The organism is Neobacillus soli NBRC 102451, assembly GCF_001591665.1.
GTDB classification, from domain to species: domain Bacteria; phylum Bacillota; class Bacilli; order Bacillales; family Cytobacillaceae; genus Neobacillus; species Neobacillus soli.
This window is the reverse complement of the sequence record NZ_BCVI01000019.1, coordinates 113,815-140,713: the sequence shown is the minus strand read 5'-3', so window position 1 is coordinate 140,713 and position 26,899 is coordinate 113,815. Positions and strand designations below refer to the sequence as shown.

At 39.6% G+C, this 26,899-nt stretch carries 18 protein-coding genes, 1 pseudogene and 3 riboswitches; of the genes and pseudogenes, 15 read left to right on the top strand and 4 right to left on the bottom strand.

Going from position 1 to position 26,899, the window contains the following annotated elements; translation table 11 throughout:
* Window positions 1-59: 59 nt before the first annotated feature.
* The 5 genes and pseudogenes from BSO02S_RS08215 (at window position 60) to BSO02S_RS08195 (ending at window position 7,259) form a co-directional block, all read left to right on the top strand.
* On the top strand, window positions 60-2,657 hold the full coding sequence (locus tag BSO02S_RS08215; protein ID WP_066065175.1) for a M14 family metallopeptidase: 2,598 nt from the start codon (window positions 60-62) through the stop codon (window positions 2,655-2,657).
* A gap of 373 nt (window positions 2,658-3,030) precedes the next feature.
* Window positions 3,031-4,149 (top strand): annotated as a pseudogene (gene ltrA, locus BSO02S_RS08210) (group II intron reverse transcriptase/maturase); the annotation flags it as partial.
* Window positions 4,150-4,579: 430 nt separating this feature from the next.
* Window positions 4,580-5,407, top strand: coding sequence for an electron transfer flavoprotein subunit beta/FixA family protein (locus tag BSO02S_RS08205; protein ID WP_066065173.1), 828 nt, complete (start codon window positions 4,580-4,582; stop codon window positions 5,405-5,407).
* Window positions 5,408-6,442, top strand: a complete 1,035-nt coding sequence (locus BSO02S_RS08200; protein WP_066065170.1) for an electron transfer flavoprotein subunit alpha/FixB family protein — start codon at window positions 5,408-5,410, stop codon at window positions 6,440-6,442.
* A gap of 295 nt (window positions 6,443-6,737) precedes the next feature.
* On the top strand, window positions 6,738-7,259 hold the full coding sequence (locus BSO02S_RS08195; RefSeq protein WP_066065167.1) for an ECF transporter S component: 522 nt from the start codon (window positions 6,738-6,740) through the stop codon (window positions 7,257-7,259).
* Window positions 7,260-7,308: 49 nt separating this feature from the next.
* Here the strand turns inward: BSO02S_RS08195 and BSO02S_RS08190 are convergent, their stop codons facing one another.
* Window positions 7,309-7,992, bottom strand: coding sequence for a TerC family protein (locus BSO02S_RS08190; RefSeq protein ID WP_066065165.1), 684 nt, complete (start codon window positions 7,990-7,992; stop codon window positions 7,309-7,311).
* 109 nt (window positions 7,993-8,101) lie between these two features.
* Window positions 8,102-8,161: riboswitch (Fluoride riboswitch) on the bottom strand.
* A 126-nt stretch (window positions 8,162-8,287) separates the two neighbouring features.
* Window positions 8,288-8,446 carry a hypothetical protein gene (locus BSO02S_RS27495; RefSeq protein ID WP_169802731.1) on the bottom strand — a complete coding sequence of 53 codons (159 nt, stop codon included), beginning with the start codon at window positions 8,444-8,446 and terminating at the stop codon, window positions 8,288-8,290.
* A gap of 147 nt (window positions 8,447-8,593) precedes the next feature.
* Here BSO02S_RS27495 and BSO02S_RS08185 point away from each other — a divergent pair, with 147 nt between their 5' ends.
* The 10 genes from BSO02S_RS08185 (at window position 8,594) to BSO02S_RS08140 (ending at window position 24,704) form a co-directional block, all read left to right on the top strand.
* Window positions 8,594-9,154, top strand: a complete 561-nt coding sequence (locus BSO02S_RS08185; RefSeq protein ID WP_066065162.1) for a sugar O-acetyltransferase — start codon at window positions 8,594-8,596, stop codon at window positions 9,152-9,154.
* A gap of 89 nt (window positions 9,155-9,243) precedes the next feature.
* Window positions 9,244-10,605 (top strand): D-serine ammonia-lyase, encoded by a 1,362-nt coding sequence (gene dsdA, locus BSO02S_RS08180; protein WP_066065159.1) that lies wholly within the window; start codon window positions 9,244-9,246, stop codon window positions 10,603-10,605.
* Between the two features lie 362 nt (window positions 10,606-10,967).
* Window positions 10,968-11,069: riboswitch (glycine riboswitch) on the top strand.
* A gap of 316 nt (window positions 11,070-11,385) precedes the next feature.
* Window positions 11,386-12,771, top strand: a complete 1,386-nt coding sequence (locus tag BSO02S_RS08175) for an amino acid permease (RefSeq protein ID WP_066065158.1) — start codon at window positions 11,386-11,388, stop codon at window positions 12,769-12,771.
* 115 nt (window positions 12,772-12,886) lie between these two features.
* A riboswitch (glycine riboswitch) is annotated at window positions 12,887-12,989 on the top strand.
* A 305-nt stretch (window positions 12,990-13,294) separates the two neighbouring features.
* Window positions 13,295-14,695 carry a dihydrolipoyl dehydrogenase gene (gene lpdA / locus BSO02S_RS08170; RefSeq protein ID WP_066065153.1) on the top strand — a complete coding sequence of 467 codons (1,401 nt, stop codon included), beginning with the start codon at window positions 13,295-13,297 and terminating at the stop codon, window positions 14,693-14,695.
* 128 nt (window positions 14,696-14,823) lie between these two features.
* Window positions 14,824-15,693, top strand: coding sequence for a formyltetrahydrofolate deformylase (purU, locus tag BSO02S_RS08165; RefSeq protein ID WP_066065150.1), 870 nt, complete (start codon window positions 14,824-14,826; stop codon window positions 15,691-15,693).
* 259 nt (window positions 15,694-15,952) lie between these two features.
* Window positions 15,953-17,026 carry a Wadjet anti-phage system protein JetD domain-containing protein gene (locus BSO02S_RS08160; RefSeq protein ID WP_096190882.1) on the top strand — a complete coding sequence of 358 codons (1,074 nt, stop codon included), beginning with the start codon at window positions 15,953-15,955 and terminating at the stop codon, window positions 17,024-17,026.
* Entirely contained in the window at window positions 17,017-18,531 is a 1,515-nt protein-coding gene (locus tag BSO02S_RS08155; protein WP_235846889.1) for a hypothetical protein, read from the top strand. Before BSO02S_RS08160 ends, BSO02S_RS08155 begins: the two co-directional genes overlap by 10 nt.
* Complete coding sequence (locus BSO02S_RS08150; RefSeq protein WP_066065144.1) at window positions 18,528-19,274, top strand: DUF6063 family protein; 747 nt, start codon at window positions 18,528-18,530, stop codon at window positions 19,272-19,274. Before BSO02S_RS08155 ends, BSO02S_RS08150 begins: the two co-directional genes overlap by 4 nt.
* The gene (locus BSO02S_RS08145; protein ID WP_066065141.1) at window positions 19,252-23,721 is read left to right on the top strand and encodes a coiled-coil domain-containing protein; all 4,470 of its coding nucleotides are present in this window, start codon (window positions 19,252-19,254) and stop codon (window positions 23,719-23,721) included. The genes BSO02S_RS08150 and BSO02S_RS08145 overlap by 23 nt, the downstream gene beginning before the upstream one ends.
* A 209-nt stretch (window positions 23,722-23,930) precedes the next feature.
* The gene (locus BSO02S_RS08140) at window positions 23,931-24,704 is read left to right on the top strand and encodes a L,D-transpeptidase family protein (protein ID WP_066065139.1); all 774 of its coding nucleotides are present in this window, start codon (window positions 23,931-23,933) and stop codon (window positions 24,702-24,704) included.
* Between the two features lie 134 nt (window positions 24,705-24,838).
* On the opposite strand, the gene BSO02S_RS08135 is transcribed toward BSO02S_RS08140, so the two are convergent.
* Both BSO02S_RS08135 and BSO02S_RS08130 read right to left on the bottom strand, forming a co-directional pair.
* A complete protein-coding gene (locus BSO02S_RS08135) occupies window positions 24,839-25,753 on the bottom strand; it encodes a pseudouridine-5'-phosphate glycosidase (protein WP_066065135.1) in 915 nt (304 codons plus the stop codon).
* Complete coding sequence (locus BSO02S_RS08130) at window positions 25,750-26,859, bottom strand: carbohydrate kinase (RefSeq protein WP_066065132.1); 1,110 nt, start codon at window positions 26,857-26,859, stop codon at window positions 25,750-25,752. The genes BSO02S_RS08135 and BSO02S_RS08130 overlap by 4 nt, the downstream gene beginning before the upstream one ends.
* Between the last annotated feature and the right edge of the window lie 40 nt (window positions 26,860-26,899).

The following is a 26,899-nucleotide window of genomic DNA, read 5'->3' as shown; positions in this document are numbered from 1 at the left end:
GAGGAATCATTTTAGGAAAAATGTCAAGGGCGTCTAAATATTTATTGGGAGTGAAATGAATGAAAAGAATACTAGTTACCTTATTATCAATGATTCTGCTATTTTCTATCGTGACTCACGCTTTGGCTGGCAACAATAAAGATGAACCTAAACCCGCTGCGGCCCCTTCACTGGAAGTTGGGGAAATAGTCAGAATTTTAGTGCCTGGCAGTGATGTCCTCGATACCCTGCAAAACAAGGGCTATGACCTTGCCGGTGGTGTTAAGCGCGTCCCCGACGGCATTGAGGTGGATGCTATACTGACAAAAGAACAGCTAAAGGCGCTGCCTGAATATGGCATCATATTAGCCGATGATCCATTGCGAGGAGCCCCCGAAAAAGCACTGCGATCATTAACGGCGAAACTCGCCAATGATAAAGTTACGATTGGAAGGGTTGACTGGTTTACCAGTCATGGACAGGGATTCTTGTCAGTTGAAGCAAAAACGACAGCCGAGGACGGAGCCGTTCTGACGCTGCATTGGGGTGATAAGTCCCAAAAGATGGAACTTTATATGGACTCCGGTGTTTATATGTACCATCGGGTGCTTGCCAAAGTGGATGGGCCTAGGCCGGACACAATAAAGGTTACGAGCTCGATCGGAGCGGAAAGCAGCGCAAAAGTGAATGACTGGCTCTACCCCATTGAGGCTGATATAGACCGACCAGGATACAAGAGCGGCTTTGCCGATGGATACCAAAATCCGACACAGCTGTATAAACGGATTGAACAATTGGCGGCGGAACATCCGGAAATCACTGAAATTATTGAGCTGCCAAACAAGACAAATGGCTACCGCCGTCACGCTCAGGCACAATTTGGCAATGGAACAAGCGGGGCAACCGGTGATCTTCATAGTACTTTCTATGTATCTTCAAAAAAATACGGCCATGAAGGCGGCAATGACATCACTGTAACGCTGGATCGCCAAATAGTTGGTAATGAAACTTCTGTATCAGTCAATGCGAACAATATCACTGTACATCTGGCTGTTAATAAAAACGACCCAAGCAAAATTGCAGCGACAGCAAAGGAAGTTGTAGCGGCGATTAATGAAGACCCGGAAGCCAACGCACTGGTAACCGCAGATCTGTACCGGAACGGCAATGGTAGTGGTATTGCGAAAGTGTTTGGGGCGACTAAGCTGACTGATTTCTTGAAAGGGCCGAAGGAAATTTCCCGTGAGCCTTTTACAATGAAAGCCCTTCGCATAGGAAAGAAAAGAGACGGAACAAAGCCAGGAGTTATGATTCAGGCTCAAGATCATGCACGGGAATGGGTAACCCCCCTCGTAGCACTAGAATCAGCCGAAAGACTGCTGGCAAACTATGAAACTGATGAAAAGACAAAAGAGATCGTAGACAACGTAGATATTTTCATCATTCCATCCAATAACCCAGATGGTGCCCACTATACCTTCTTTGACTCGAACATGCAGCGACGGAATATGACGAACCACTGCGGACCGGAAAATGCAGACCCGGGACGCCGGAATAGCTGGGGAGTCGACCTCAACCGTAATTATTCAGTCGGTTCTGTATACGATGGATATAGCGGCGGTTCAACTGTTTGTACATCCGATACGTACGCTGGACCTAGTAAATTATCTGAGCCGGAAGCCCAGAATGCTGTCTGGCTTGCTGAAAATTACTCAAATATTAAATTTTTTATGACTGTTCACAGTTACGGAGGCCAATTGTTCTGGCAGCCTGGATCTTATAAAGCGGATGGCCGAATTACAACGCCGCGCCCTCCACTTCGTGATGAACAGTACTACTGGCAAATGGCTGAGAAAATCCTGTCCAATGTTAAAAGCTTGCGTGACTCTGTTGTTCAGCCCAGTAACATTGGAGGCTCTGCGGATGTCCTCTATTCCTCCGCGGGCAATGTTCGCGAAGAACTGTACAACAATTATGGCATCTATGCGTTCGGATGGGAAGTAGGCGGTGAACAATGGGATCCAAAAGCCCAAAGATGGCTAGCTCCAGGCGGATTCCAGCCGGCATGGGCGGAAGGATCGCTTCAATACCAGGAGTATGCCAGCGGTGTCATCACAATGTTTGAACTTGCGATGGAGTACGGTCGTGATAACAAGCCAGCCACTACAGAAATCATACAGGACAAAAAGCCTGATGGTTCAGTAAATATTACATTCTCGCAAAGCAAACCGGCCAGCATCCACTATACGACAGACGGAAGCACTCCAACAGTCGACTCACCGACCTATGAGGCTGCAAATATCCGTGAACCTGGTGAAACTATCAAAATTTATGAGAACACGACGTTCCGCTGGATTTCCGTCGACGTTAAAGGCAACAACGAGAAGGAACAAAACGTCGATGTAAAAGTTGAAATAAGTGCGGCAAATATGAAGAAGCTTGTAGAAAACTTCCTGAATGATGGGGACATTACAAATAACGAGGCTGCCAGATCCTTGACAAATCATCTGACCGCCTTAAGCCTTTACGAAGAAAAAGGATTAGGGGAAAAAGTCCAAAAACATTTGAATGGTTTCAAGGTACTGCTAGACAACCATTATTCAAACAACTTTATTTCCAAAAAAGCCTTTAATATATTACAAGCCCATGCTGATTATTTAATCAATCAGTGGAAATAGTGTCCGAAAATAAGAAATTCCCTCCATTTTGCAATTGAAGTGCTCCCCACTAAGTGGACAGGAAAAAATTAAAGCTTTGACACTTAAAGTAACGAGTTCAGTTACGGGGAGAATAATAAAAATAACGACACTAATTTAGCATACAACTCACCAACGAATTAACAGTGTAAATATCAAGCAATAAGGTAGGGAAGCCTCGAGAGAGGTTTCCCTACTTTATGTTCGCCCAGCATGGGTTCAGTCTCTAGGGTGAAAGTCCCGAACTGTGAAGGCAGAAGTAACAGTAGCTTAACGCAAGGGTGTCCGCGGTGACGCGGAATCTGAAGGAAGCGAGCGACAAACCTCCGGTCTGAGGAACACGAACTTCATATAACGGGCTTCTTTAAGAGAGGGAAATTATCAACATACCCCTGTCCGACGAGTCGAAATCCCGAAACCGAAGGAAGGAGTGAGGTTACTGGGTATCCCAACCGTGACAGACCGTTTCATTCAGCAGGCTATTGCCCAGGTTCTGACACCAATCTTTGACCCTACCTTTTCAGACAATAGCTGTGGTTTTCGTCCAAATCGGAGAGGACATGACGCTGTTCGAAAAGCAAAGGGTTATATTCGAGAAGGTTACAGATGGGCAGTGGCTATAGACTTGGAGAAATTCTTTGACAAGGTGAATCATGACAAGCTAATAGGAATTCTGGCGAAAAGGATAAAAGATAAACGGGTCATCCAACTCAGCCGAAGATACCTGCAGGCAGGTATTATGATAAATGGAGTGATCCACGAGGCAACCGAAGGAACACCACAGGGTGGTCCTTTAAGTCCATTACTATCAAACATTATCCTTGACCTGTTAGACAAGGAGTTAGAGAGCAGAGGTCACAAATTCGTACGTTACGCGGACGAATGTAATATCTATGCGAAGTCAAGGAAAGCTGGCAAAAGGATAATGAAATCCATTACCAGTTTTATCGAACCAAGACTCAAACTAAAAGTCAATAAAGGGAAATACGCAGTAGACCGACCATGGAAGCGGAAGTTTCTTGGATTTAGCTTCACTGTTCATAAAGAACCGAAGGTTCGAATTTCAAACGAAAGTGTTAAGCGATTGAAGACGAAAATTCGAGAATTAACGTCAAGGTCTAAACCACTTTCAATGGAGGAAAGAATTGAGAAACTAAATCAATATTTAACAGGTTGGTGCGGATATTTCGCTTTAGCAGATACACTAAGTTAATCCAAAGAATTCGATGAATGGATAAGAAGAAGGCTACGCATGTTTATGTGGAAGCAGTGGAAGAAACCTAAAACAAAGGTTAGGAATCTAATTAGTTTAGGGGTTCCACAAGCCAAAGCATTTGAATGGGGGAATTCAAGAAAGAAATATTGTAGAATTGCTCATAGTCCAATTCTACACAAAACCCTCGACAACTCATATTGGAGAAGTCAAGGGCTGAAAAGTTTATATAATAGATACGAATTTTTACGTCATACCTAATTGAACCGCGTATACCGAACGGTATGTACGGTGGTGTTAGAGGTCGGGGGTTAGTCACCCCCTCCTACTCTGACCTGCGTGCAGGTCTGGTGGGTTCGATTCCCACGCAGTCCCGCCAATTCAAACATAATAATATTTATCGCACAGGATTACAGCTGTGCGTTTTTGTGTAATTAGATACGTTCTTGTTTAATTATCGCATAATGTTTGCTTTTGTGGATCAGGACAAATTTACCCTATCTTATCGAGATTATTTCATATGGAGCAAATTTTCCTATTTTCAATATTTATAAAGATATTTGTCAGAAATTTCGCATGTAAGGACATCTCCTTTAATAAAGTAATGGTAACGGGCGTAAAAGGCCTTTTAAGTGGAAAACAATCGAAAGTAAAGGCACCGTGTGCTTTTTTACAATAAAGGAGGGGTATAATGCTGCATATTGTGGCCTGTATCAAACAAGTGCCTGACACCAAAATTATCAAGATGAATCCGAAGACAAACACGATGGACCGAAGGACGGCGCCTGCGATATTGAATCCATATGATGCCCATGCTGTTGAAGAGGCGGTGCGTCTAAAGAAAAGGTATGGAGGAATCGTTTCCGTTGTGACGATGGGACCTCCTCCAGCGGTAAATGCGATTAAAAAGTGCATTGAAATAGGCGCTGATGAGGGCTATTTGATCACGGACCGCCGGTTTGCCGGGGCGGATACATTGGCAACAAGCTATGCCGTGACAAAGGCGATTGAAAAAATTGCAAAAATAAAGCCTGTCGATTTGATTATTTGCGGCAAAATGTCTATCGATGGGGATACCGGGCAAGTTGGACCCGGAATAGCAAGAAGGCTCGATATTCCACCGCTGACCTCTGTGAATAGTGTGGTAGATATCAATCAAGAAGAGGGATATGCCATTGTCCATCGGAAGCTTGAGGACGGGCATGAGGTCGTCAGGTCCACATTGCCATGTTTGTTCTCCGTTGAAAAAACAATCAATGAAGTGCCGTACTCACCACTTCCAAATATAATAAAGGCTGCCAGATATAAACCGCATATTTGGTCTGTTGATGACCTGGAGGGGGTAGATATAAAGCAGCTTGGTTTGAAGGGGTCTCCGACCATTGTCTCCAAAGTATGGGCTCCGCAAAAACCGGCAGGGGGAACGTTCCTCGAAGGGAGTCCACGGGAACAAGTAGAGCAGTTGCTTTCCGTCGTGCTTGAAAAGAAAGAACTGTTTGAAATGAAGGGGGAAATATAATTGGATTTCCAAGATTACAAGGGTGTTTGGGTATTCATTGAACAAAAGGATGGCGAGGTTGCTTCTGTATCCCTCGAACTGCTGGGGGCCGGAAGAAAGCTGGCAGACAAACGGGGAGTGGAATTGGCGGGGATTTTAATCGGGGAAAATGTTAAGGATTTAACAAATACTGTTTTTGAATATGGGGCAGATGCCGTGTATGTATATGATCAGCCCATTTTTAAACATTACCGGACCGAAACTTTTATGAGGGCGCTCTTGGAATGCAGTAATAAATATAAACCGGAAATTATCCTGTACGGGGCCACCTCGACGGGAAAAGACTTGGCAAGCGCGGTAGCCACCGATATGCCGACGGGCTTGACGGCGGATACGACGGAGCTGGATGTTGAAGAGGAAACAGGTTTGCTACTCGCAAGCAGGCCGGCCTTTGGCGGAAATATTATGGCCACTATTTTATGTAAAAAATACCGTCCGCAAATGGCGACAGTTCGCGCGAAAGTCATGAAGGCACTGCCTCCACAATCAGGGAGAACAGGCAGAATCGTGGAAGAAACAATATCCTTAAAAGAAGATGATATTCGGACAAAAGTCCTCGAAATTGTAAAGGCAACGGTAAAGAAAGTACGAATCGACGAAGCAGATATTATTGTTGCCGGTGGAAAAGGATTGGGGAGCTATGAAGGATTTCAGTTAATTCACCAATTGGCGGAAACGCTTGGAGGAGCGGTTGGCGCCAGCAGGGATGTGGTGGAAGCGGGTTGGATCGACCATGCTCATCAAGTGGGGCAAACCGGCGTGACGGTAACGCCGAAAATTTATTTTGCGATTGGCATTTCGGGTGCGATTCAACATATAGTGGGAATGAAAAATTCTGGATTAATCATTGCCATTAATAAAGACAAAGAAGCCCCCATATTTCAGTCCTCTCATTATGGAATTGTTGGTGATGCCTTTGAGCTTGTTCCTATATTAATTGAACAGTTTAAAAATGCTTTATCTAGAGAAAAGGTGAGCAATACCAGTGAAGGTTGATATCATGATGCCGAAGCGCGAAACATAAAACTGAAATTTTTAAAAAGGCAGGAGTCTTAAGTCCCGCAAAGAAGGTTTTATAATAAAGACAAAACACTCACAAATGTTGATATTTCAATCAATGTTTGTGAGTGTTTTTTTTCTGTGGAAAAGGGGCGGAGCTGCGCAAAAGTGAAGTAGTTTTATTAAATACGTGGCAGCCAGAAATGATTTTTTAATGTGCTATAAATGAAAAAGTTGTTTATTAAGTATCTGATTGTATGATATTATTTTAAAAAAAGAAGAGGGTTATCATATGAATTCAACATTCTTACCGACAAAAACAACTAATACCAAAGCCATTGTCATCAATGCACTTTTCATCGCATTAACCTTTGTAGCCACGATGTTCATCAACATAAGGCTCCCAATAATGGGTAACGGAGGGCTAATCCATCTGGGTAACGTGCCTCTTTTTATAGCAGCACTGGTTTACGGCAAAAAAACAGGTGCCATCGCAGGTGCCTTCGGGATGGGCCTCTTTGATGTTGTCTCTGGTTGGGCACTATGGTCACCGTTTACATTTATCATCGTAGGTACAATGGGCTTCATAGTCGGACTTATTTCTGAAAAGGTACCCGGCAAAAGAGCCCTTGTTAACACTCTGGCAGTTGCAACTGCACTAATAATAAAAGTTGTTGGCTACTATTTTACCGAAGTGATCCTTTACGGTAACTGGATACAGCCGTTCGGCTCAGTTCCCGGAAACATTATGCAGGTAGTAATAGCAGGTATAATTGTAGTACCTCTTGCAGGACGCTTTAAGAAAAAAGCTTGAATACTACATTAATTTTACTTTAATGGGAGCTAGGTACTATACCTAGCTCTCATTCATGAAATGAAGAGGCACGGTTTTGTATTCTCCTTATTATACCAATAATGATGATGATGACTGCAATGTCTAAGGCAAAAACGTTTATCCAATTATTAATGTGTATTTCTAATACGTCTTCAATAAATATAAGTGGATTTTTTGTTATGGGATCTTTAACTATACCTAAAATAGCAATGTGAGCGATTAATCCGCTGGCAATGACTTGAATCCATGAGGTGTTCCCTAAAATATCAGTAAATGAACAATATAAGATAAAAAGAGTTGAAACACTCAAAAAAATACCTAATGCTATAATAAGAGGATTTGATGATAGTTCTGAGGTAATCATGACACTATCTAAACAAACTGAGAAATCAGTAGCAATCACAATCAGCATCATTTGGAAAACCGATATGTTTGGAATAGTTTTTATTCTTTTGTCCTTTTCAAAGGACCATGCCAACCGAAAGGCAATGCAGAGGATTATAATTCCTGTAATTAAGCGCAAACCTGGTAATTCTACTATTAAATGAATAACCATGACATAAACGGTTCGGCTTAAGGTTAGACAGATAACAATATAAGTGATAAGTGCTTTTACCTGATAACCATACTTTCGGATTACTGCGGAAATAATAAGAAGGTTGTCAAGATCGTTAATGCAATTCATGAAAAAAATCTTAAGAATATCACTCAAAATAAAATTCCCCCTGATTGTTTAGATTCATCTATTTTTAATTGAAGGTATATGCATTAATGCAACAGCTTCTACAAAAAACAGACTCCTACCAGAAATAAAGTTTCTTATTCTGGTAGGAGTCATTAGTTTTTCCGCGGTTATGACGAACTCCATCGCCTATTCAATTTCCTTTAATACACTATATACAACAAGGAAAAATATATGTCCAAATAAGAAAAAATTTTTAATTTTCCTTGAGCTATAGTAATGTATCAATTAAGTGAAAAAATAAAAAACCACTCAAAGTGGTTTTTTAATCGCGCATTGCTCCTGCCTCTCGGGAAGTCATTGCACCTTGTCCTTCGCTTACATCTTTTTGAATTTCTTGTTTTACTTTTTGTGCATCAGTTCCGGAAAATTCTGGTTTCATAATAGAACCCAAATTCTCTTTAGCTTGTTGATTTTTTTGCATAAAAGTCCACCTCAATTTCTTGTTTAACAATCTTATTATTTACAAAAATCACTCGGAATATCCAGAGGATTTGAGCGAGTCTGACTAAGCTTTGATAGGCTAGCTTTTTTTATAGACATTTACAAATGATTGGAAGGCGGTTAAAAAATGAAAACAGAAAAAGAAAAAATGTTGAATGGTGAACTTTATAATGCAGCCGATCCAGAATTACTAAGAGAAAGAACTAACGCGAGAAGGTTAACCAGAATATTTAATGAGTCACTCGAAACAGATGATAGCAACAGGACGGAATTATTAAAACAACTATTTGGTTCCACCGGGAAAAATTTAACCATTGAGCCAACATTTCGTTGTGACTATGGCTACAATATACACGTGGGCGAAAATTTCTTTGCTAATTTTGATTGTGTTTTTTTGGATGTTTGTGGGATTTGGATCGGAGATAATTGTTTGATTGCACCAGGAGTTCACATATATACAGCGACCCACCCGCTAAATACAAATGAAAGAATAACAGGCGCAGAATACGGAAAGCCAGTACATATCGGTGATAATGTCTGGATTGGAGGGAGAGCTGTTATAAACCCTGGAGTTAACATAGGTAATAATGTCGTCATCGCTTCGGGTGCGGTCGTAACAAAAGATGTGCCAGATAAAGTGGTGGTCGGTGGAAATCCTGCAAAAATTATTAAACGGATTGAAGAATAGATAATGCCTAGGAATGCTTAGTTTGTTATGGGATAAAGTTGTGAAATATTTGAAACCACTAAACTAAAGGGTGGAAGGGGATTGAGTATATGGAAAGAATAGCTGGAAAAACGATTGAGGAATGGAAAAATGAGTATCCATTATTAAAAAAAATGGTCTCTACAGAAGAGGTTTTTTGGGAGAATCCAAAATACAGAACGTTTGAAGAAGCAATAAACAATATTTCATTGAATGAAAAAGATGTAAAAGAAGCAGAAGAAAGATTAAACAGATTTTCTACATATATTGCTAGAGTCTTTCCGGAAACACAAAAAATGGATGGAATCATTGAATCCCCTACGATTGAAATTCCATCAATGCATGCCTATCTAGAGAAAATGTATAATCAAAAAATTGAGGGGAAAATACTGCTTAAATGTGACAGCCATCTTGCTATTTCGGGTTCGATTAAGGCAAGAGGGGGAATTTATGAAGTTTTAAAACATGCAGAAGATCTTGCAATCGAAAATCAGATGTTATTATTTGAAGATGATTATTCCATTTTGGATAGCGAAAGATTTAAAAACTTCTTTTCTCAGTATTCGATTGTAGTAGGTTCAACAGGAAACTTAGGACTTAGTATTGGAATCATGAGTGCAAAGCTTGGGTTTAACGTAACAGTTCACATGTCTTCTGATGCAAAACAATGGAAGAAAGACCTTTTAAGAAGAAAAGGGGTAAAAGTAGTTGAACATGAATCCGATTACGGTATTGCTGTAGAGGAAGGACGAAATCAGGCAGAACAAGACCCGAACAGTCATTTCATCGATGATGAAAATTCAACTACTTTATTTTTAGGGTATGCGGTTGCAGCGTCTAGATTAAAAAAACAATTAGATCAAATGAAAATAACAGTTGATGAAAATCATCCACTGTTTGTATATCTTCCTTGTGGAGTAGGTGGTGGACCAGGAGGGGTAGCTTTTGGTCTAAAATTAATATTTAAAAATAATGTTCATTGCTTCTTTGCAGAACCAACGCATTCGCCCTGTATGCTTCTAGGTTTAATGACCGAACTACATGATAAAATTTCCGTTCAAGAAATCGGAATTGATAATCGTACAGATGCTGACGGTCTAGCAGTTGGCAGGCCATCTGGTTTTGTTGGAAAAACATTGGAAAACCTCATAAGTGGTGTTTATACTGTAGGGGATGATAGGTTATATAAACTTTTAAGTTCCATGGCAGATTTGGAGGAAATTTTCTTAGAGCCTTCTGCATTGGCGGGTATTGTTGGTCCAGCACTCTTATTTAAAGAAAAAGCAGGACAAAACTACATGATGGATCATCACTTAAAACAAAAAATGGTCAATTCTATTCATATTTCATGGGCAACTGGAGGCAGTATGGTTCCTAAGGAAGTTATGGAAACCTATTATAAAAGAGGATTACAAATTCAATTAAGAAAATAAAATTACATTTTGAATATTTTTTGACCAAATGAATAGAAACGTCCATACTTTTGATTGACTGTAATGTAAACTCTATTAAATTTGAGGTAATTAAAAAGGTTGCCCATGTGATAAACTCACGGGGCAACTTATAGCAACTGCGTTGGTGTAAATATCTCCGATTCCCTGTTCAACTTTGTTAGATAGAGACTTCTTTTCTATCTTTTTAAAAAAAAAAGAGAATTCAAAATTTTGTTTTTAATTTGATTGACAACGGAATAAGTATATGAGAATATTACTTTATGAATCCGCTTTCAATATTAAAATAATTTACTCTATTAAAAATTTAACTTTTTTTTAAAAAATAATTGAATATTTTACGGTTGATTGTATTGGGAGAGAGTGATGAATGTCGCCGCCGAAGGAGCAAATTCCATAAAATCCTTGGAATAAATCTCTCAGGTAAAAAGAACCATTACATGACGTAGCTCTGGAGAGTGCATATTTCAAAATATGCCACCAAAGGGGATTCGCATTTTTGCGGAAAAAACTTTCAGGTAAAAGGACAGAGAGGGTAGGAATATTGCCCTTTTCTGTCCTTTTTTTGTTGCAGAAACTAACACTCTCTGCAACTAATTTCCATTAAACCCAAAATTACCATTTAGTCATGTAAAAGTAAGTGTCATCAACAATTTCCATTATAGATTTTATTTAGGATAGTTTGAAACATTTACCTGAGATATCTTAATGGAATGGGACTGACCTTTTCATATAAAAAAAAGTAGAGGGTGGGAAATCTATATGCAGGAACAGAAATTGTCGAGGGGCTTAAAAAACAGACACGTACAACTAATCGCTATTGGCGGGGCAATCGGAACAGGATTATTTCTCGGAGCAGGAAAATCTATCCATTTAGCTGGACCATCGATTTTAATTGCTTACTTAATTACAGGTGTCATTTGCTTTTTGATCATGCGTGCACTTGGAGAACTACTCTTATCTAATTTGAAATATCATTCTTTTGTTGACTTTGTAAGAGACTATTTAGGTAATATGGCAGCATTTATCACTGGCTGGACCTACTGGTTTTGCTGGGTTTCAATCGCAATGGCAGACCTAACAGCAGTTGGTCTTTATACCCAGTATTGGTTTCCCTCCGTACCACAGTGGATGCCAGGATTAATTGCGCTAGTCCTTTTGCTAATGATGAACCTTGCTACTGTAAAGCTTTTTGGCGAAATGGAATTCTGGTTCGCCTTAATTAAAGTCATCGCGATACTAGCACTCATTGTCATCGGTGTTTTTATGATTATTAAAGGCTTTTCCACTGATGCGGGCACATCAAGTTTCACGAACCTATGGAGCCACCAAGGCATGTTCCCAAATGGCATTAATGGTTTTATCCTTTCCTTCCAGATGGTAGTGTTTGCGTTCGTTGGCATTGAACTTGTAGGACTTACAGCAGGTGAAACAGAAAACCCAGAAAAAGTAATTCCAAAAGCAATCAATAATATCCCTATCCGCGTGTTAATTTTCTACATTGGAGCACTTATTGTTATTATGAGTATTTATCCGTGGAACGCTATTAACCCATCGAAAAGCCCATTCGTTCAAGTTTTCGTGGCGGTTGGTATCGCTGCAGCTGCTGGGATCGTCAATTTTGTCGTTCTAACATCCGCAGCTTCGGCATGCAACAGCGCCATTTTCAGTACAAGCCGGATGGTATACACACTTGCCAAAGATAAAAATGCACCTGCACCATTTGCAAAACTTACTTCCCATAAAGTACCTTCCAATGCATTGCTCTTTTCAACTGTTGTCATTTTAATTGCCGTTGTGTTGAACTATGTAATGCCTGAAGGAGTATTTACACTAATTACAAGTATTTCTACTGTATGTTTCATCTTTATTTGGGGAATTACGGTCATCAGCCATTTGAAATACCGCAAAACAAGACCAGAACTAGCAAAAGTGAACAAATTTAAATTGCCGCTTTATCCATTTTCCAATTATTTGATCCTTGCTTTTCTAGCATTCGTTCTTGTCGTGCTAGCACTTGCAGAGGATACTCGCGTTGCCTTGTTTGTAACTCCTGTTTGGTTTATTTTGCTGATTGCAATTTATAAGATGCGGAAAACGAAGGCAAATGAGGAGAATGGAATGTACAGCCAAAAGATATCTGGATAATAGTCGTTGTTTAGAAATGTTATAGTTAAAAAATATAATGTTCTTGCCTAAAAATTGGTTTGGTATCTCTTTTTTCGAAAACATTGTTAATCCAATGAAAATTATATATAAGCGGATGATGGTTGTGGGAGAGTGCAAAGTAATAAGCCACCGAAGGAGCAAGTTCCAAAAATACCCTTGGAACAAATCTCTCAGGTAGATGGAACCACAACAGGACGCACCTCTGGAGAGCGCGTATCACAGCAGTAGGCCACCAACGGGGAAAGACTCTGGAATAAATGGAGTTAAACTCTCAGGTAACAAGGACAGAGAAGGGGAGAGATAGTATGCTACCCTTTTCTGTTCTTTTTTTGTGTTCAAAAAGGGAGTGTTTCAGATCTTAGGAATGAGCGAAATTTTAGGCACGCCAAAGTTTGCTGTTGTCAGAGGTGGTCAGCAAATATTCAATGGGGAGTTTACATGGGTTTATATCAAAATGATCCAAGTATTCCGATAACTATAAAATGAAAAGGAGATAACGAATATGACAAAAGAATATGATGTTGTAATTATCGGTGGTGGAACAGGTGGGTACGTGGCTGCCATTCGTGCTTCCCAATTAGGTTTAAGAGCGGCGGTTATTGAAAAAGGAAAAATCGGTGGAACATGCCTTCACGCTGGTTGTATTCCGAGTAAGGCCTTATTAAGAAGTGCAGAAGTATACGCTCAAACGAAGAATGCAGATAAGTATGGTGTAATCGCCCCTGTAGTTGGTCTTGATTTTTCAAAAGTACAAGCCCGAAAAGAAGAAATTACGGACCGCCTATTTAAAGGTGTTCAACATTTAATGAAAAAGGGAAAGATAGATGTTTATGATGGAAAAGGAAGTATTACAAGGACAAAAGATGTGTTAGTGGAATTGAATAATGGTGAAGGGGAAGTCATTTTAAGCCCCCAAAATATTTTAATTGCAACAGGTTCCCGTCCAAGAACACTTCCAGGCCTGGAAGTGGATGAGAAGTATGTGATGACTTCGGATGAAGCGCTAAAAATGGAGAAGCTTCCCAATTCTATCCTTATCGTTGGCGGCGGAGTAATTGGAATCGAATGGGCATCGATGCTTTCGGACTTCGGAATCCAAGTTACAGTAATCGAATATGCCGATCGCATTTTACCAACTGAGGATACAGATATTTCAAAGGAAGTACAGCGTTTAATGAAGAAAAAAGGAGTAAAAATTGTTACAGGAGCAAAAGTACTTCCAGAAACGCTGGAAAAAGGTGAGGGTGTTTCCATTAAGGCGGAGCATAAAGGCAAAGAAACACCATTTTCTGCAGACAAACTTTTGGTATCTGTAGGGCGATCTCCAAATACAAAAGAATTTGGTCTTGAAAAAACGGCTGTTGAACTAAATCCCATTTTTATTAAAACAAATGAGTTCTACCAAACAAATGAACCGAACATTTACGCAATTGGTGATGTCATTGGCGGCTTGCAGCTTGCCCATGCTGCCTCACATGAAGGAATCATTGCTGTTGAACATATGGCAGGTAAAACGCCAAAAGTAGTTGATTCAAACCTTATTGCCAGATGTATATATTGCAGTCCAGAAGTAGCAGGTGTCGGACTCACAGAAGAAGCGGCAAAGGAAAAGGGATATCTAGTGAAAGTTGGTAAATTCTCATTCCGTGCGATTGGAAAAGCATTGGTTTTTGGTGAATCAGACGGATTTGTCAAACTGGTTGTGGAAGAAGGAACTAATAAGCTTTTAGGCGCTCATATGGTAGGTCCTCATGTAACGGATATGATTACGGAGGCTGGACTTGCTTGTGTATTGAATGCAACAGCAATGGATATTGCCCAAACGATACACCCGCACCCTACATTAGCCGAAGCAATTGGTGAAGCAGCCCTAGCTGTGTATGGACAGGAAATTCATGCTTAACTAGCGTTAGATAGAATAGAACAAAATATTGTGAAGGTTCTTCTTTTATTTAAACCTTTACCTATCAAATTACGAAGGAATTAGCCTTCTTATTTTACATAAATAACCTTAAGGATGGTGGAAGAGCGGTGATCCAAAAATTGAAACCCAATCGGGCAAAATTATTAATTTCATGTCCAGAAAAGCCAGGTATTATCTCGACTGTAACGAATTTTCTATTAGAACACAAAGCTAATATTGTCCATTTTGATCAACATACAACTGATCCAAATGGAGGAATGTTCTTTATGCGGATTGAGTTTGATTTAGAAGAATTCGATACTTCATTTAATAAACTTGAACAAGATTTACATGTACTCGGCCAGGAGTATGACATGGATTGGCAGCTCGGTAGTAATGTACAAAGAAAGCGGATGGCCATCTTTGTTTCCAAAACGGACCATTGTCTTAACGAGCTTCTATGGCGGTGGAAATCCAATGAAATTCTAGTAGATATCCCGATGGTAATCAGTAATCATACTATTTTAAAAGAAATAGTTGAAAGTTATGGCATTCCTTTTTATCATATCCCAATGTCTCAAGAATCAAAAGAAGATGCCGAACGGAAAGCAGTAGAATTGATGAAAGGGAAAGTGGACTTAATTGTCCTGGCCAGGTATATGCAAATTCTTTCCCCTAACTTTATTTCTAAGTATCCTAATCAAATCATAAACATCCATCATTCATTCTTGCCGGCATTTGTTGGCGCAAACCCTTACGTGAGAGCGTTTAACAGAGGTGTAAAGTTAATCGGTGCAACAGCACATTACGTTACGAATGATCTTGATGAAGGACCAATTATTGAACAGGATGTACAGCGAATTAATCAACGCTATACAGCAGAGGATTTAAAGACTGCCGGACGTCATGTGGAAAGAAGAGTTCTTGCTGAAGCCGTTTCCTGGCATGTTGAGGATAAGGTACTTGTTCATGGTAATAAAACAATCGTATTTGCTTGAAATCAAGTCAGTTCGATTCCCACTCAGTCCCGCCAACCATAATCATTACTTACCGCACGGTGAATTTCTTCACTGATGCGGTTTTTTGTTTATTTATAAGGCAATTTCAAATTTCTGTGACGAGCGAGTGGGTTCATTTGCCGTCTATTATTATTTTAAAAAAATTTCATTTACCAACAATATCGCAACTAGTTTATAATATAAGAATGCCCAAAATGGGTATTAGAGTCTATTCATGACACTAAGAAGAGGTAAGTAGGTGAGTACAATCGATATCATTGAAACACGGGTGAGAGGTTTTATCGCAGATATTCAACACCCTAACCAGAAAAAGAAAATAAATAGTAACGAGTTAGAATTTCAGTTGCGCAAGCTAATGGATGATTATTTTGAAATGGATGGTTATTCATTGTTTTATCGTGCAATCCAAACATTGCAAGGTGAAGGGCAACTGATCCCTGTTCAAAATAATCAATACAATGGTAAAACACCAGCGCTTGCCTTATATTACTGGGTAAATATAAAAGTTCAGACCGCCAAATGGGATCGTCTCGAGATGATGAAATTAAGTGATCAGTTTGATTTTTCCTATTATGAACGGCATCCTGAATGGCAAACGAAAGAAGAATGGAGTCGAATCCATAATGTATATACGTTTCTAAAGACCAGTCAGGAACGGAAAATCGTATCACTAGAAGAAAGAAGCCTCGAGCTCTTTGGCCATGAGAAGTTCTTATTTGGTAGTGATAGCTTTCCTGACGGAAAAGGCTTTTTAGCTAGAATTGGAATAGTAGAAGACCAACTTAAAATGGTGAACTATGGGGAGCCTTTTGTCTTTTGGATGAAACAAGGGGAAGAAATGAAAGATATTCAGAGAGTACTAATCGTCGAAAATCTATCTTTCTTTCATACTTCCATTAAATTATTGGAAGCGAATCAGCTGGATTATGAACCTGAACTTATCATTTATGGTGAAGGAACTAAGATTGAACGGAGCTTTTCCTTTTTCTTTCGAATGTTTCCTCCCAAATCCTATCTTTTCTACTACGCAGGGGATCTTGATGCCGCTGGATACGGAATCCTCATTCGGCTTATCGAAAAATATCCGGATAGCTGTATTCAGCCGGCCTTAAAAATCTATCGAAAAATGCTCGAATGTCTAGAACAAAGGAATGACCAGAAAATAGGTCAATCACAAAACCTCAAATACCGTGATGTATTCTTTCAATGGTTTACGGAAGAGGAGCAGTCGTTATTATTGCAATTATGGCAGGAAAATAAGCGAATCCCACAAGAAGTCTTAAACATAGAAACATGGAGGAGATGGCTGTGAACGAATCATGGGAAGGTTTCGCCCAGCGTATGCAACGATTAAATCCATTATTTGAGCTTGGCAGGGGAATGGAAGTAGGAGAGCTGAAGCCTCATATCCAAACGATCCTGATGCAAGTGCTCCTGACCATCTTTTATCGAGAATTAAATGATAATGATCATCGCCGTAAATCAGATATCAAATATATGGTAGAAGATTCTATTAAGCAAATGAAGCTTCTAGCAGACGATAAGCAAATGGAACGGATTACAAGTGGGCTCCTGTATCAAGGGAAAGAAGAGTATAGTAAACCGTTTGAATCCTTATATTACGATGAAATAAGTCAATCTTGGGAAACTCAGGTCTTCCGTTATGTCACGATGGATGAATTATATACGAATTTAGAAATAGGCGGATCGATTGTTTATAAACTCACGGATGTCTCTCAGGAAATGATTTTTATGAGCAGGGAAATGGCGGAGGAATTCTCGATAACGATTGAACAACTCTATAGTATGCAGCTAATTAAAAACGGTAATTTTAGAAAAGCAACTCGAAACCTCGATCACCTCATTTCACGAGTAAACCGCTTAATGGCAAAAGAATTCACTTTTCAAAAGGAAATGATTAATAATCCTAAAATCTTATTGATCGAAGAAGAATGGCAAAGGGCCGACAATCGTGTGGAAATTGAAAAGCAATTTGAAGAAGAAAAAAATCACTTCCGAACCATTACGAGCATGATCGAAAAAACGAAGCGAAGAAATGAAGAAGATGATTCTATTCAGAAAGAATTGATTCTTCTCCAAGAAAAAATTGGTCATACAAGACAATTGCATGACCGTTTTGCCAAGCTCGTCATTCAAAATATCTCCTATGAGATGAAATTAAAAGCGGAAAACCCTTCCTTGTTTTGGGAAACCAGCCTGGTTTCATTTCGAGAACATCTTTATGAAAATTGGTTCATGAAGGAAGGGGTCAAAAGTTTTGAGACGATAGAAAAAGTCCTTTCTCCGTTGTTTTCACCGAAGAATGAATTTATTTTTCCACTGGATTGGATTTGGGGGGAACAAGAATTTGATGAAAAACAACTAACGGATGTTGCCATCGAAGAAGAGGCAGAAGAAAGCATTACTCGTCTCCGAGTGACGAATTGGGATTCTGTTATTAAGGCATGGAGTTATGTTTTTCAACATTTACAAACATACGGAGAGTTTTCATTAGCTGATTTATCGACAATGCCATTAGAAGTGCAGGACTTATGGTTTGAAGAATCTGAAACGATTGATTTATGGATGATGTTTGATAAAAAGCCGCTGAAGGTTCAAGTGCTGCATCGGAAGGAAGAAACATTAAGTGACGAGAGGGAAATCCTTCTTTTAAAACTAATGAAGGAATATCCACAATTCCAAACTTTTGAGGGCTTGAAAATTTTTACTATGTTTGATCATCGCGCGGAGCCACATCATTGGTATCAAATGAAAATTACCCCGTTTAAGATATGTGTACAGGAGGAGCAACGATGAATGCAGAATCAATCAAAAAAGCATCAGCTGTCTATTTTACTCTATTAAAAGATAAAGTAATCGACGAAAATAGCGAACATTTCCAGACGTATTTTGATCCGGAAGTGAGACAGACTGTCCTATTATTAGCAGACGAATCTGGTACATATATCATTGAATCGCCGAAACGGATCCAATTAGTTGTCCAGCCGACCGGCTCTGTCTTTGCTACGAATTTTACACATATGAAAGAAAAGCATAAGCAAGTCGAAACGAAAAAACACTTTCATCTTATGAGCGTTGTCATGATGTCTTTCTTAGCAGCCATAGACCGCAATCAGGCTGCAAAAATCCGCACGAAGCGGGAAGGGATTAGCTTCTACGCATTAGAACGTCTTGTTAACGATCTCATAATGAATTGGGAAAGCATTCTTAAAGTGAAACCTGCCTTCGGTGAGGAAGAACGTATCGATATGAAGGAAGTTGTCATAATGTGGAAATACATGGAAGTGGACACAGATGATTATGCGGCTAAAAAAGCCAATAGACGAACCCGAATCGGTTTAATTGCTAGTTGCATGCGCTTATTAGAGACAGAGGGCTTAATCGTCATTCTAGATCAGGAAGATATTCCAAAGGTAATTCCAAAACAAGAGCTTTTTGAGCGAATTGAATACCTGTATCACGATTATGATCGTTATGAATTATTTAAAAAATTAATGACGGTAGAGGAGAATGAGCATGCCGAAAATCCATCGAATTAGAATTGTTGGCCTGAAGTATGATGGCATGCAAAAGCAATATAAAGATACCACTTTTAACTTCCATAATGAAGAGACCTCCACAAATGGTCTCATTGCGATGATGAATGGGGGTGGGAAAGGTGTATTCCTGCAAACCATCTTTCAAATCCTTAAACCTGGAACCTCGTGGGGAAAACAAAACAATCGTTATTATCAGCAGTTCTTTTTTAATAATAAAGAGCAATTTATTCCCTACACCTTTCATGTACTTATTCAATGGGAATTGGACGGTTCGGACCGCCGTCACCTGGTAACGGGAGGAATGTTCTCAGCCGAACAGCGGATTTCGATGAGTGAAGAAAGTGGAAATGAAAGCAAAACGCTGGAACAGGAAGCGAAGATCCTCCCGAATATTACCTTTTATACAAGAGAATTTGAACGGAAAGAAGAGGTTTCGCTTGAGCATATTCCACTCTATGAAAATGATGAAGTTGCTGAAACCGAAAGCTTGAAGGACTATTTAAAATGGAATGGATATGACGTTTACCGGGATACGAAGAAGCACTATCGTATTCTGGATACGTACGGGATTAACCGTAAAGACTGGGATATTATGAAGGAGATTAACAAGGATGAAGGCGGCGTTGGGAAATACTTTGAGGGAGCTGAGGATGATCATTCCCTGTTCCAAAAACGAATTATTCCTACGGTTAGCCAAGTCTTGCATCGGACGGAACATCAAAAGAACGATCTTGTCGAGATTTTCAAGAGTCAGGCCAGTATTGCCAAGGACCTGCCTGTTCTTTTAAAAAGAGAACAAGCACATAAGGAATTTTTAGAAGACATTGTCCCTTTTGAAGAGAACCTAGCTAAAGGGGTAGAGCACAAAGAAATTGTTCATGAAAGTGTTAAGGTCGGAAGACAACTTCTGGGTGCTTTAGAGCATTTGAAGCAAACGGAAGAGGAATCGCAGCTTACTTTAGCGAAAGACATGGAAAAATTAACGATAAGGCAAGCAGATTTACGCTATCAAAAAGACAATTTAGAGTTTGCAAAAGCTCACAGAGAGGTACGGGATTGGGAGAAGAAATTAGTAGAAGAAAGGAATAAGCACACTTCCCTACAAGCGGTCGTAAAGGATAAACAGGAACGAAAAGAACAGCTTGCCTTTCTACTATTATTGAAAGAGTGGAGTGAAAACGAGCAAACGATTCGCTCTCTTTCTCAGCAGATAGCGACATTAGAACAAAATAGCGGCTTAGAGCAAGTGAATCAAAGAATGGATGAAATCAAAAAAGAAGCAGCACAGCAATGGGAGCATTCTTACCAATCCATACAAGATGCGGTTAAGCAGTATTTGGGGTATCAAAAGTTTTTAAAGAAAAAAGGAAATGATCTGTCGCAGCAGGATAAACAAAAGACAAAAGAGATTGCTCAGCTTAGTGCTGAAATTGATTTTCTCTATACACAAATCCATACATTTGAGTCGAAGGAAGAAGCACTAATCAAAGAATTTGGCGACCGCTTAACCTATGACTTAAGGGGCTATATCGAGTTTCTATCTAAACAAATTGAAAACAAAAAGGCTAGCTTAGAAGAGATGCAGGCAAAAGAGAAAGAATCTAGTGAAGTGCAAAATCAGCTTGCCACATCACATGGTACGCTTGTCCAATCGATTCAGTTTTCAGAAGAAAAATGTGCAGAGTTAAAGGCAGCAAATATAGAGCAAAAGCAAAAAGAAGCAAAACTGTTAGATCGGCTTCATGGGTTAGTAGATGATGTCACTGCACCTTTCACCCACGCGCTTCTTTCGAAATATGCACTACAGATTGAAGACATCCTAGCCAATAATCGAGAACAAGGTGAACAAATTAAAAAAGACCTTTGGGAAATACAACTGGATCATTCCTTAAATGATGAGCACTTCTGGATTCCTAATAAAGATGTGAAGGAATTAAAGGAATGGATTGATGAAAAGACGGGCATTGATGTGTTTTATGGTACCCAATTTCTCCAATCTTTAAGTAAAGAAGATATCGCGAACACCCTTTTGATGTATCCGCTCCTTCCATACGGTTTAGTTGTAAGCGGGCAGCAATGGCAAAAAATTAATCAACAGGTTCTTTCCGGAAGAATGTTTAAAAGTCCTGTTCCTATTTTCCTGCGTGAAGAAATGAACAACGAACATAAACAGCCATCCTTCGTGATCATTAACGGAACAGAAAAAGAGCTATTAACGGATAAGAATCAATTTACCAACTGGAAAATAAAGATTGCTAAACAAATAGAAGAAAAGAAAGATACACTAATTGAAATTAATAAAACAGAAACCTCCTTACGTCGCATGTTAAAAGAAATCGATCGATTGTTATCGAGTGAGCTGGCTGTTGATATCGAGAAAGCTTTTAATCAGGAACAGAACGCCCTTCTTTCTAAGAAAATGAAATTACAGGAAATCACAACACAAGAGCAAAAAGAAAAAGAATTACAGCTTGGGTTAAAAAAACAGTTGGAGACTACAAAAGGAAAAATAGACAAGCTTACAAAAGATGTAGAAACAATCGAAGAATTTGATCGTGAAAAGCTTCTATATCAAGAAAATAAATGTGTGAAATTAGAGAAAGAGAAACAAAAGGAAGCCTTTGTCATGGGGCAGCAAGAAATAGGAAAAGAGCACCAAACTATAGTTGAACTGCAAAACAAGTGGAATCAAACGTATTTAGAATGGAAGGTTACAACCGAACAAACGATAAAGGAGATTGCCTTCTTTATTGAAGCAGCGGTTTTTCCAGCTGATGAAAAAGTGGAGCAATCTGAAGAGGTCCCACGTTTATCACCTCATTTATTAGAGGAGATTAATGGAAGCATCTTAGAGTTAAAACAGCTTCAAAAATCAAAAGAAGAACAGTCTCGAGAATTACTGGTTATTCAAGCAAAAAAAGAAACAGAACAAAAGCAGCAAAAGAAATTAGAGAAAAAACTCGATACTCATAACAAGGAGTGGAAGGAAGCTCCGGAACCAGATGAACCGATAAGTATAGTAGAGAATATGTTGCAAACGGCACAGAAGGAAGCGAAGACTGCGGAAAAAGAAGAACGGGAACAAGGAACGGCTGTAACAGTCGCAGAAACTTCCTTACAGCATGCCGTTATTCAGCGTGACAAATCAGGAAAAAAGATCGCAAAGCATGAAAAACAGCCTGAAGAATGGGAAAATCTAGACTTAGAGATAAAAGCAGTAGAAATAAAAGACCAGACGAAACAAACGATAGAGGAACTAAAGCAGACGGAAAAACGCCAAAAAGAAACAGAAACGAACATTGCGGGTTTCGAAGGGGATTTGTTAACCTTATCCGTTATCCTAAAGGAGGAAGCGGCGGCATTTACTGAGACGGATGTAGAAAAAATTAAGAGTCAAGGTAAAGCATGTATCCTATCCTGGTGTGAAGCACATCAAGCGATTCAGGAGGAAGGACAAGAAAAGCATGCGAAAATCGAACAATCATTAAGGAATTTAAAGCTAACAATCGAAGGCAAAGATTGGGAGATTCGTTTTAAAAGTGAAGTATTAACCACATTAGACCATATGGATACGAGGCATTATTCTTATGTTCAAAGCATCGTTAAAAATATGAAGCGGTTTTCACAAAGTGGATTGGAACAATTAGAACGCGACAAAGAAAGGGCAGAAAAGGCGCAAAACTTCTGGGCCAGCCGTGCCAGCATGAAGGTCATGAGCATTTCAGAGGCGATTCGTTCTATGATTGCAAAAATGAAGCTGAAAAATGAACGAGGATCCTTTCCACTCGTCCAGCTAAAAGAGGATATCTTACCTAAAAAGGCTGAAGATATCGAGCCGCTCTTGAAGCAGCATTTTGTAGCGGCTATTAACAAAATTACCAAACAATTTGATACGATTGATCATAACAATCAAGCGGTAGACCAAGAAATAAAACAACTGATTAGTGATGAGCAAATTTTATTTGTATCACTACGAAATCGATATCCTGAGCTGCTTGTCTATAATATGCGAACGGATAATGCCTTTATGTACGGGAAACCGCAAAGAGATCATTATTCAACCTGGCAGACCATTAATCAAGGTTCAAAGACGAAATCCGATGGCAGTGGTGGTCAAAAGCTATCAGCCCGAATGGTGATGATGATGATGTTATTATCTGTTAAAAACGAAACAGATCAAAGCTGGGTTCCTTTAGTCTGTGATAATCCGTTCGGACAAGCGGCGTCGGCACATGTCCTCGACCCAATCTTCTCAGTTGCCGAAAAACTGAAGTTTCAATTCATCGTTGTCACGCCGCCCGAACTGGTGAAAACGGAAATCAGCCAACGATTTGATGCCTATTATAAATTGGACTTCATTCGCGAAAAAGGCAAAGAAATTGTATCGGACACCATTGTTCCAGCCTTTCGAATTTACCAGGGAGCGGAAGAAGCTCAGGTAAGATGAAACTAAAAGCGGTGCCAGAAACCATCCAGAAAATTGGATAGTGCCTGGCACCTTTTATTGTAGTTTATCAAATCATTAGTAATAAAATTAATAATATATTCTTCCAAGCTTTAAATGTAACATTTTTTAATAAAGTTGTAATGTATACAACCCCCTCAGACATAGGATACACGGATTAGTCATTTAAATGTCGTATTGGAGGGGTTAGATTGCCCAAAAAGTGGTTCATTCTGTTTGTATTTGCATGGTTTATGGTGTCAAGTTTTATTGTAGGTGTGCCGACTGGTTCCGCGGCTGCTGGAACCAAACTTATTATCATCAATAAGGCAGTCAATCGGCTAGCATACTATGAAAACGGTCAGTTAAAAGGGCAGTTTAAAGTAGGAACAGGGAGAAGCCGGTCGTTAACACCAGAAGGCAAGTTCAAGATTGTTAATAAGATTAAGAATAGGCCTTACTATAAAGGACATATTCCAGGTGGAGACCCTCGCAATCCGCTTGGCAACCGGTGGCTCGGTTTGAATGCCCGTGGAACATGGGGAACAACTTATGGGATTCATGGAAACAACAATCCAAGCTCAATTGGCGGGTATGTGAGCAGCGGCTGTATACGAATGTATGATAATGAAGTTGAATGGCTGTTTAATCAAGTTCCAACTGGTACAACAGTCATTATCACATCATCAGGGAAATCCTTTAGCGCAATTGCAGCAGCTAATGGATATATAGTAAAAGGGGGGACTAATGCCCCTTCAGTTCCTGTTAGTACAAATGGGCAAATATTAAAAAGAGGAAGCCAGGGGCCTGCTGTACAAGAGCTTCAACGCAAGCTGACCGCACAAGGGTTTAGTACGAATGGAGTAGATGGTTTCTTTGGATTAAACACAGAAAATGCAGTCCGACAGTTTCAAAAAGCACGTAAGTTAACAGCTGATGGTATAGTTGGACCTGCTACAAAAAAAGCGCTCGGAATTAAAAAGTAAATGAAAAGGTTAATTATTAAGTTGCCCAGGTTGCTGGGCAGCTTTTTTGTATAGGAAACAAAAAGCTTGCTGGCTAGTCTAGATCCTAGATTTTGCCTGCAAGCTATGTATTATAAAGTTGTGTTTTCTAATCCTTATTTCATTTCATTAAAACTGACAGCAATTTTTGCTCCAATTACTGCATTGTTTTTAACCAAGGCAATGTTTGCATCAAGGCTTTTGCCTTCTGTTAATTCTTTTACCTTACCTAATAAGAATGGCGTTACGTTCTTACCAGAAATATGTTTTTCCTCTGCTTCTTTTAATGCAGATTCGATTACGTTATTAATGGTTTTTTCATCCATGGCAAATTCTTCAGGAATAGGGTTGGCAATAACTGCTCCACCTTGAAGATTTAAATCCCATTTAACTTTCAATGTAGAGGCGATAGTTTCCGCATCGTCTGCACGGAAGTTCACTGAGAAATCACTTTTGCGTGTATAGAAGGCAGGAAGGACATCAGTTTGATAGCCAATAACCGGTACACCTTTTGTTTCAAGATATTCCATCGTTAATCCTAAATCTAGAATCGATTTAGCACCCGCACAAATGACGGCCACATTTGTTTGTCCTAATTCTTCTAAGTCCGCTGAGATATCCATGGTTGTTTCTGCGCCTCGGTGTGCACCGCCAATACCACCGGTTACGAAGATATTAATTCCAGCTGCTTCCGCACAAATCATCGTCGCAGCAACCGTGGTTGCTCCCAGTTTTTTGGTTGCGATTAAATAAGCTAAATCACGTCTTGAGGCTTTTGCAACATCTGAACTTTTACCGAACATTTCTAATTCTTCGTCAGATAATCCGATTTTAATTTTTCCATCTATAATCGCAATCGTTGCCGGAACGGCTCCATTATCACGGATGATTTGTTCCACTTCACGAGCGGTTTCCACGTTTTGTGGATAAGGCATGCCATGAGAGATAATCGTAGACTCTAACGCAACGACTGGTTTTCCTTGTTCTTTTGCTGCACGTACTTCTTCAGATAAAGTAATGTATTGTTTCATATTAATTCCTCCAAGTCTTTTTGTAGTTGTACAGCTGTTAGATCTTGTCTGACTGTGTATGGTGATTGCAATGTTTTAGAAGCATTCATACTTCCGGCCTTTGCAATTTCGATTAACGTTTTACCTTCTAACCAAGAGTAAATAACAGCGGAGGAAAAAGCGTCTCCCGCTCCTGTGACATCGACAATTTCATTTGTTTCAATAGGTGATACACGGAAGATTCCATCCTCCTGATTACCAATCATTGAGCCATCTTTTCCATTAGTAATGACCACGTTGGATATCCCTAATGATAACCACTTTTCTACAGTTGCTTTCCAATCTTCTTCATTACTTATTTCAGTATTAAAGTAAGTTTCAGATTCATCTCGGTTTGTAATTAGCCATGTCACACCGGATAGGTCCTTTGGTAGCCGCTTCATTTTCGGTGATGAAACCGGTATTAAGACAAGGGGCAGGTCATGGCTTTTAGCGAAATTGCACAAGAACTGAATGGTTTCCTTCGGACAGTTTAAATCGACCATGATACATTTTGACTGGCTTAATAATACCTCATGTTTCTGCAGTAAATTAGGGGTGAGGGCTTCGTACACTTCCATATCTGCTAAGGCAATAATTAAATCACCGGTTGAGTCTAAAACAGCCGTGTAGGAACCTGTTGATTTTTCAGGGAATCGGGTCACGGTGTCTAAGTTCATGTATAGGGAAGATGCTTCTTCAATGATTGACCAATCTTTATCATCGCCGCTCGTTGAAATAAGTGCCACTTCCATCCCAAGCCGCCCAAGGTTTTCAGCAATATTCCGGGCAACTCCGCCTGCATTTTGAGTAGCATAAATTGGATTTGAAGTACCTAACTGGGCTTTATCTTTTATGTGGAATTTACGATCAATATTAGCCCCGCCGATACAAATTACTTGTTGTGATTCACTCAAAATGTAGGCTCTGCCTAAAATATTTCTTTTTCTAATTAAACCAGAAATGATATTTGCAATGGAAGGCCGGGATAACCCTAATGTTTCTGCAAGCTCTTGTTGTGAAACATAAGGGTTCTTCCGTATTAAATTGAGAATCAATTGTTCCTTCTCCGTTATTTGTTCCGGCACAAACTCACCTCATAAATTACAGTATCTTATCCGTTCTTTT

Bases quoted from the DNA above. Each gene is read 5' to 3' on its own strand.
- BSO02S_RS08195 (WP_066065167.1), top strand. From the start codon at position 6,738: ATGAATTCAACATTCTTACCGACAAAAACAACTAATACCAAAGCCATT.
- dsdA (WP_066065159.1), top strand. From the start codon at position 9,244: ATGGAAAGAATAGCTGGAAAAACGATTGAGGAATGGAAAAATGAGTAT.
- BSO02S_RS27495 (WP_169802731.1), bottom strand. From the start codon at position 8,446: ATGCAAAAAAATCAACAAGCTAAAGAGAATTTGGGTTCTATTATGAAA.
- BSO02S_RS08185 (WP_066065162.1), top strand. From the start codon at position 8,594: ATGAAAACAGAAAAAGAAAAAATGTTGAATGGTGAACTTTATAATGCA.
- BSO02S_RS08150 (WP_066065144.1), top strand. From the start codon at position 18,528: ATGAATGCAGAATCAATCAAAAAAGCATCAGCTGTCTATTTTACTCTA.
- BSO02S_RS08175 (WP_066065158.1), top strand. From the start codon at position 11,386: ATGCAGGAACAGAAATTGTCGAGGGGCTTAAAAAACAGACACGTACAA.
- BSO02S_RS08205 (WP_066065173.1), top strand. From the start codon at position 4,580: ATGCTGCATATTGTGGCCTGTATCAAACAAGTGCCTGACACCAAAATT.
- BSO02S_RS08135 (WP_066065135.1), bottom strand. From the start codon at position 25,753: ATGAAACAATACATTACTTTATCTGAAGAAGTACGTGCAGCAAAAGAA.
- BSO02S_RS08145 (WP_066065141.1), top strand. From the start codon at position 19,252: ATGCCGAAAATCCATCGAATTAGAATTGTTGGCCTGAAGTATGATGGC.
- BSO02S_RS08155 (WP_235846889.1), top strand. From the start codon at position 17,017: ATGGCTGTGAACGAATCATGGGAAGGTTTCGCCCAGCGTATGCAACGA.
- BSO02S_RS08215 (WP_066065175.1), top strand. From the start codon at position 60: ATGAAAAGAATACTAGTTACCTTATTATCAATGATTCTGCTATTTTCT.
- lpdA (WP_066065153.1), top strand. From the start codon at position 13,295: ATGACAAAAGAATATGATGTTGTAATTATCGGTGGTGGAACAGGTGGG.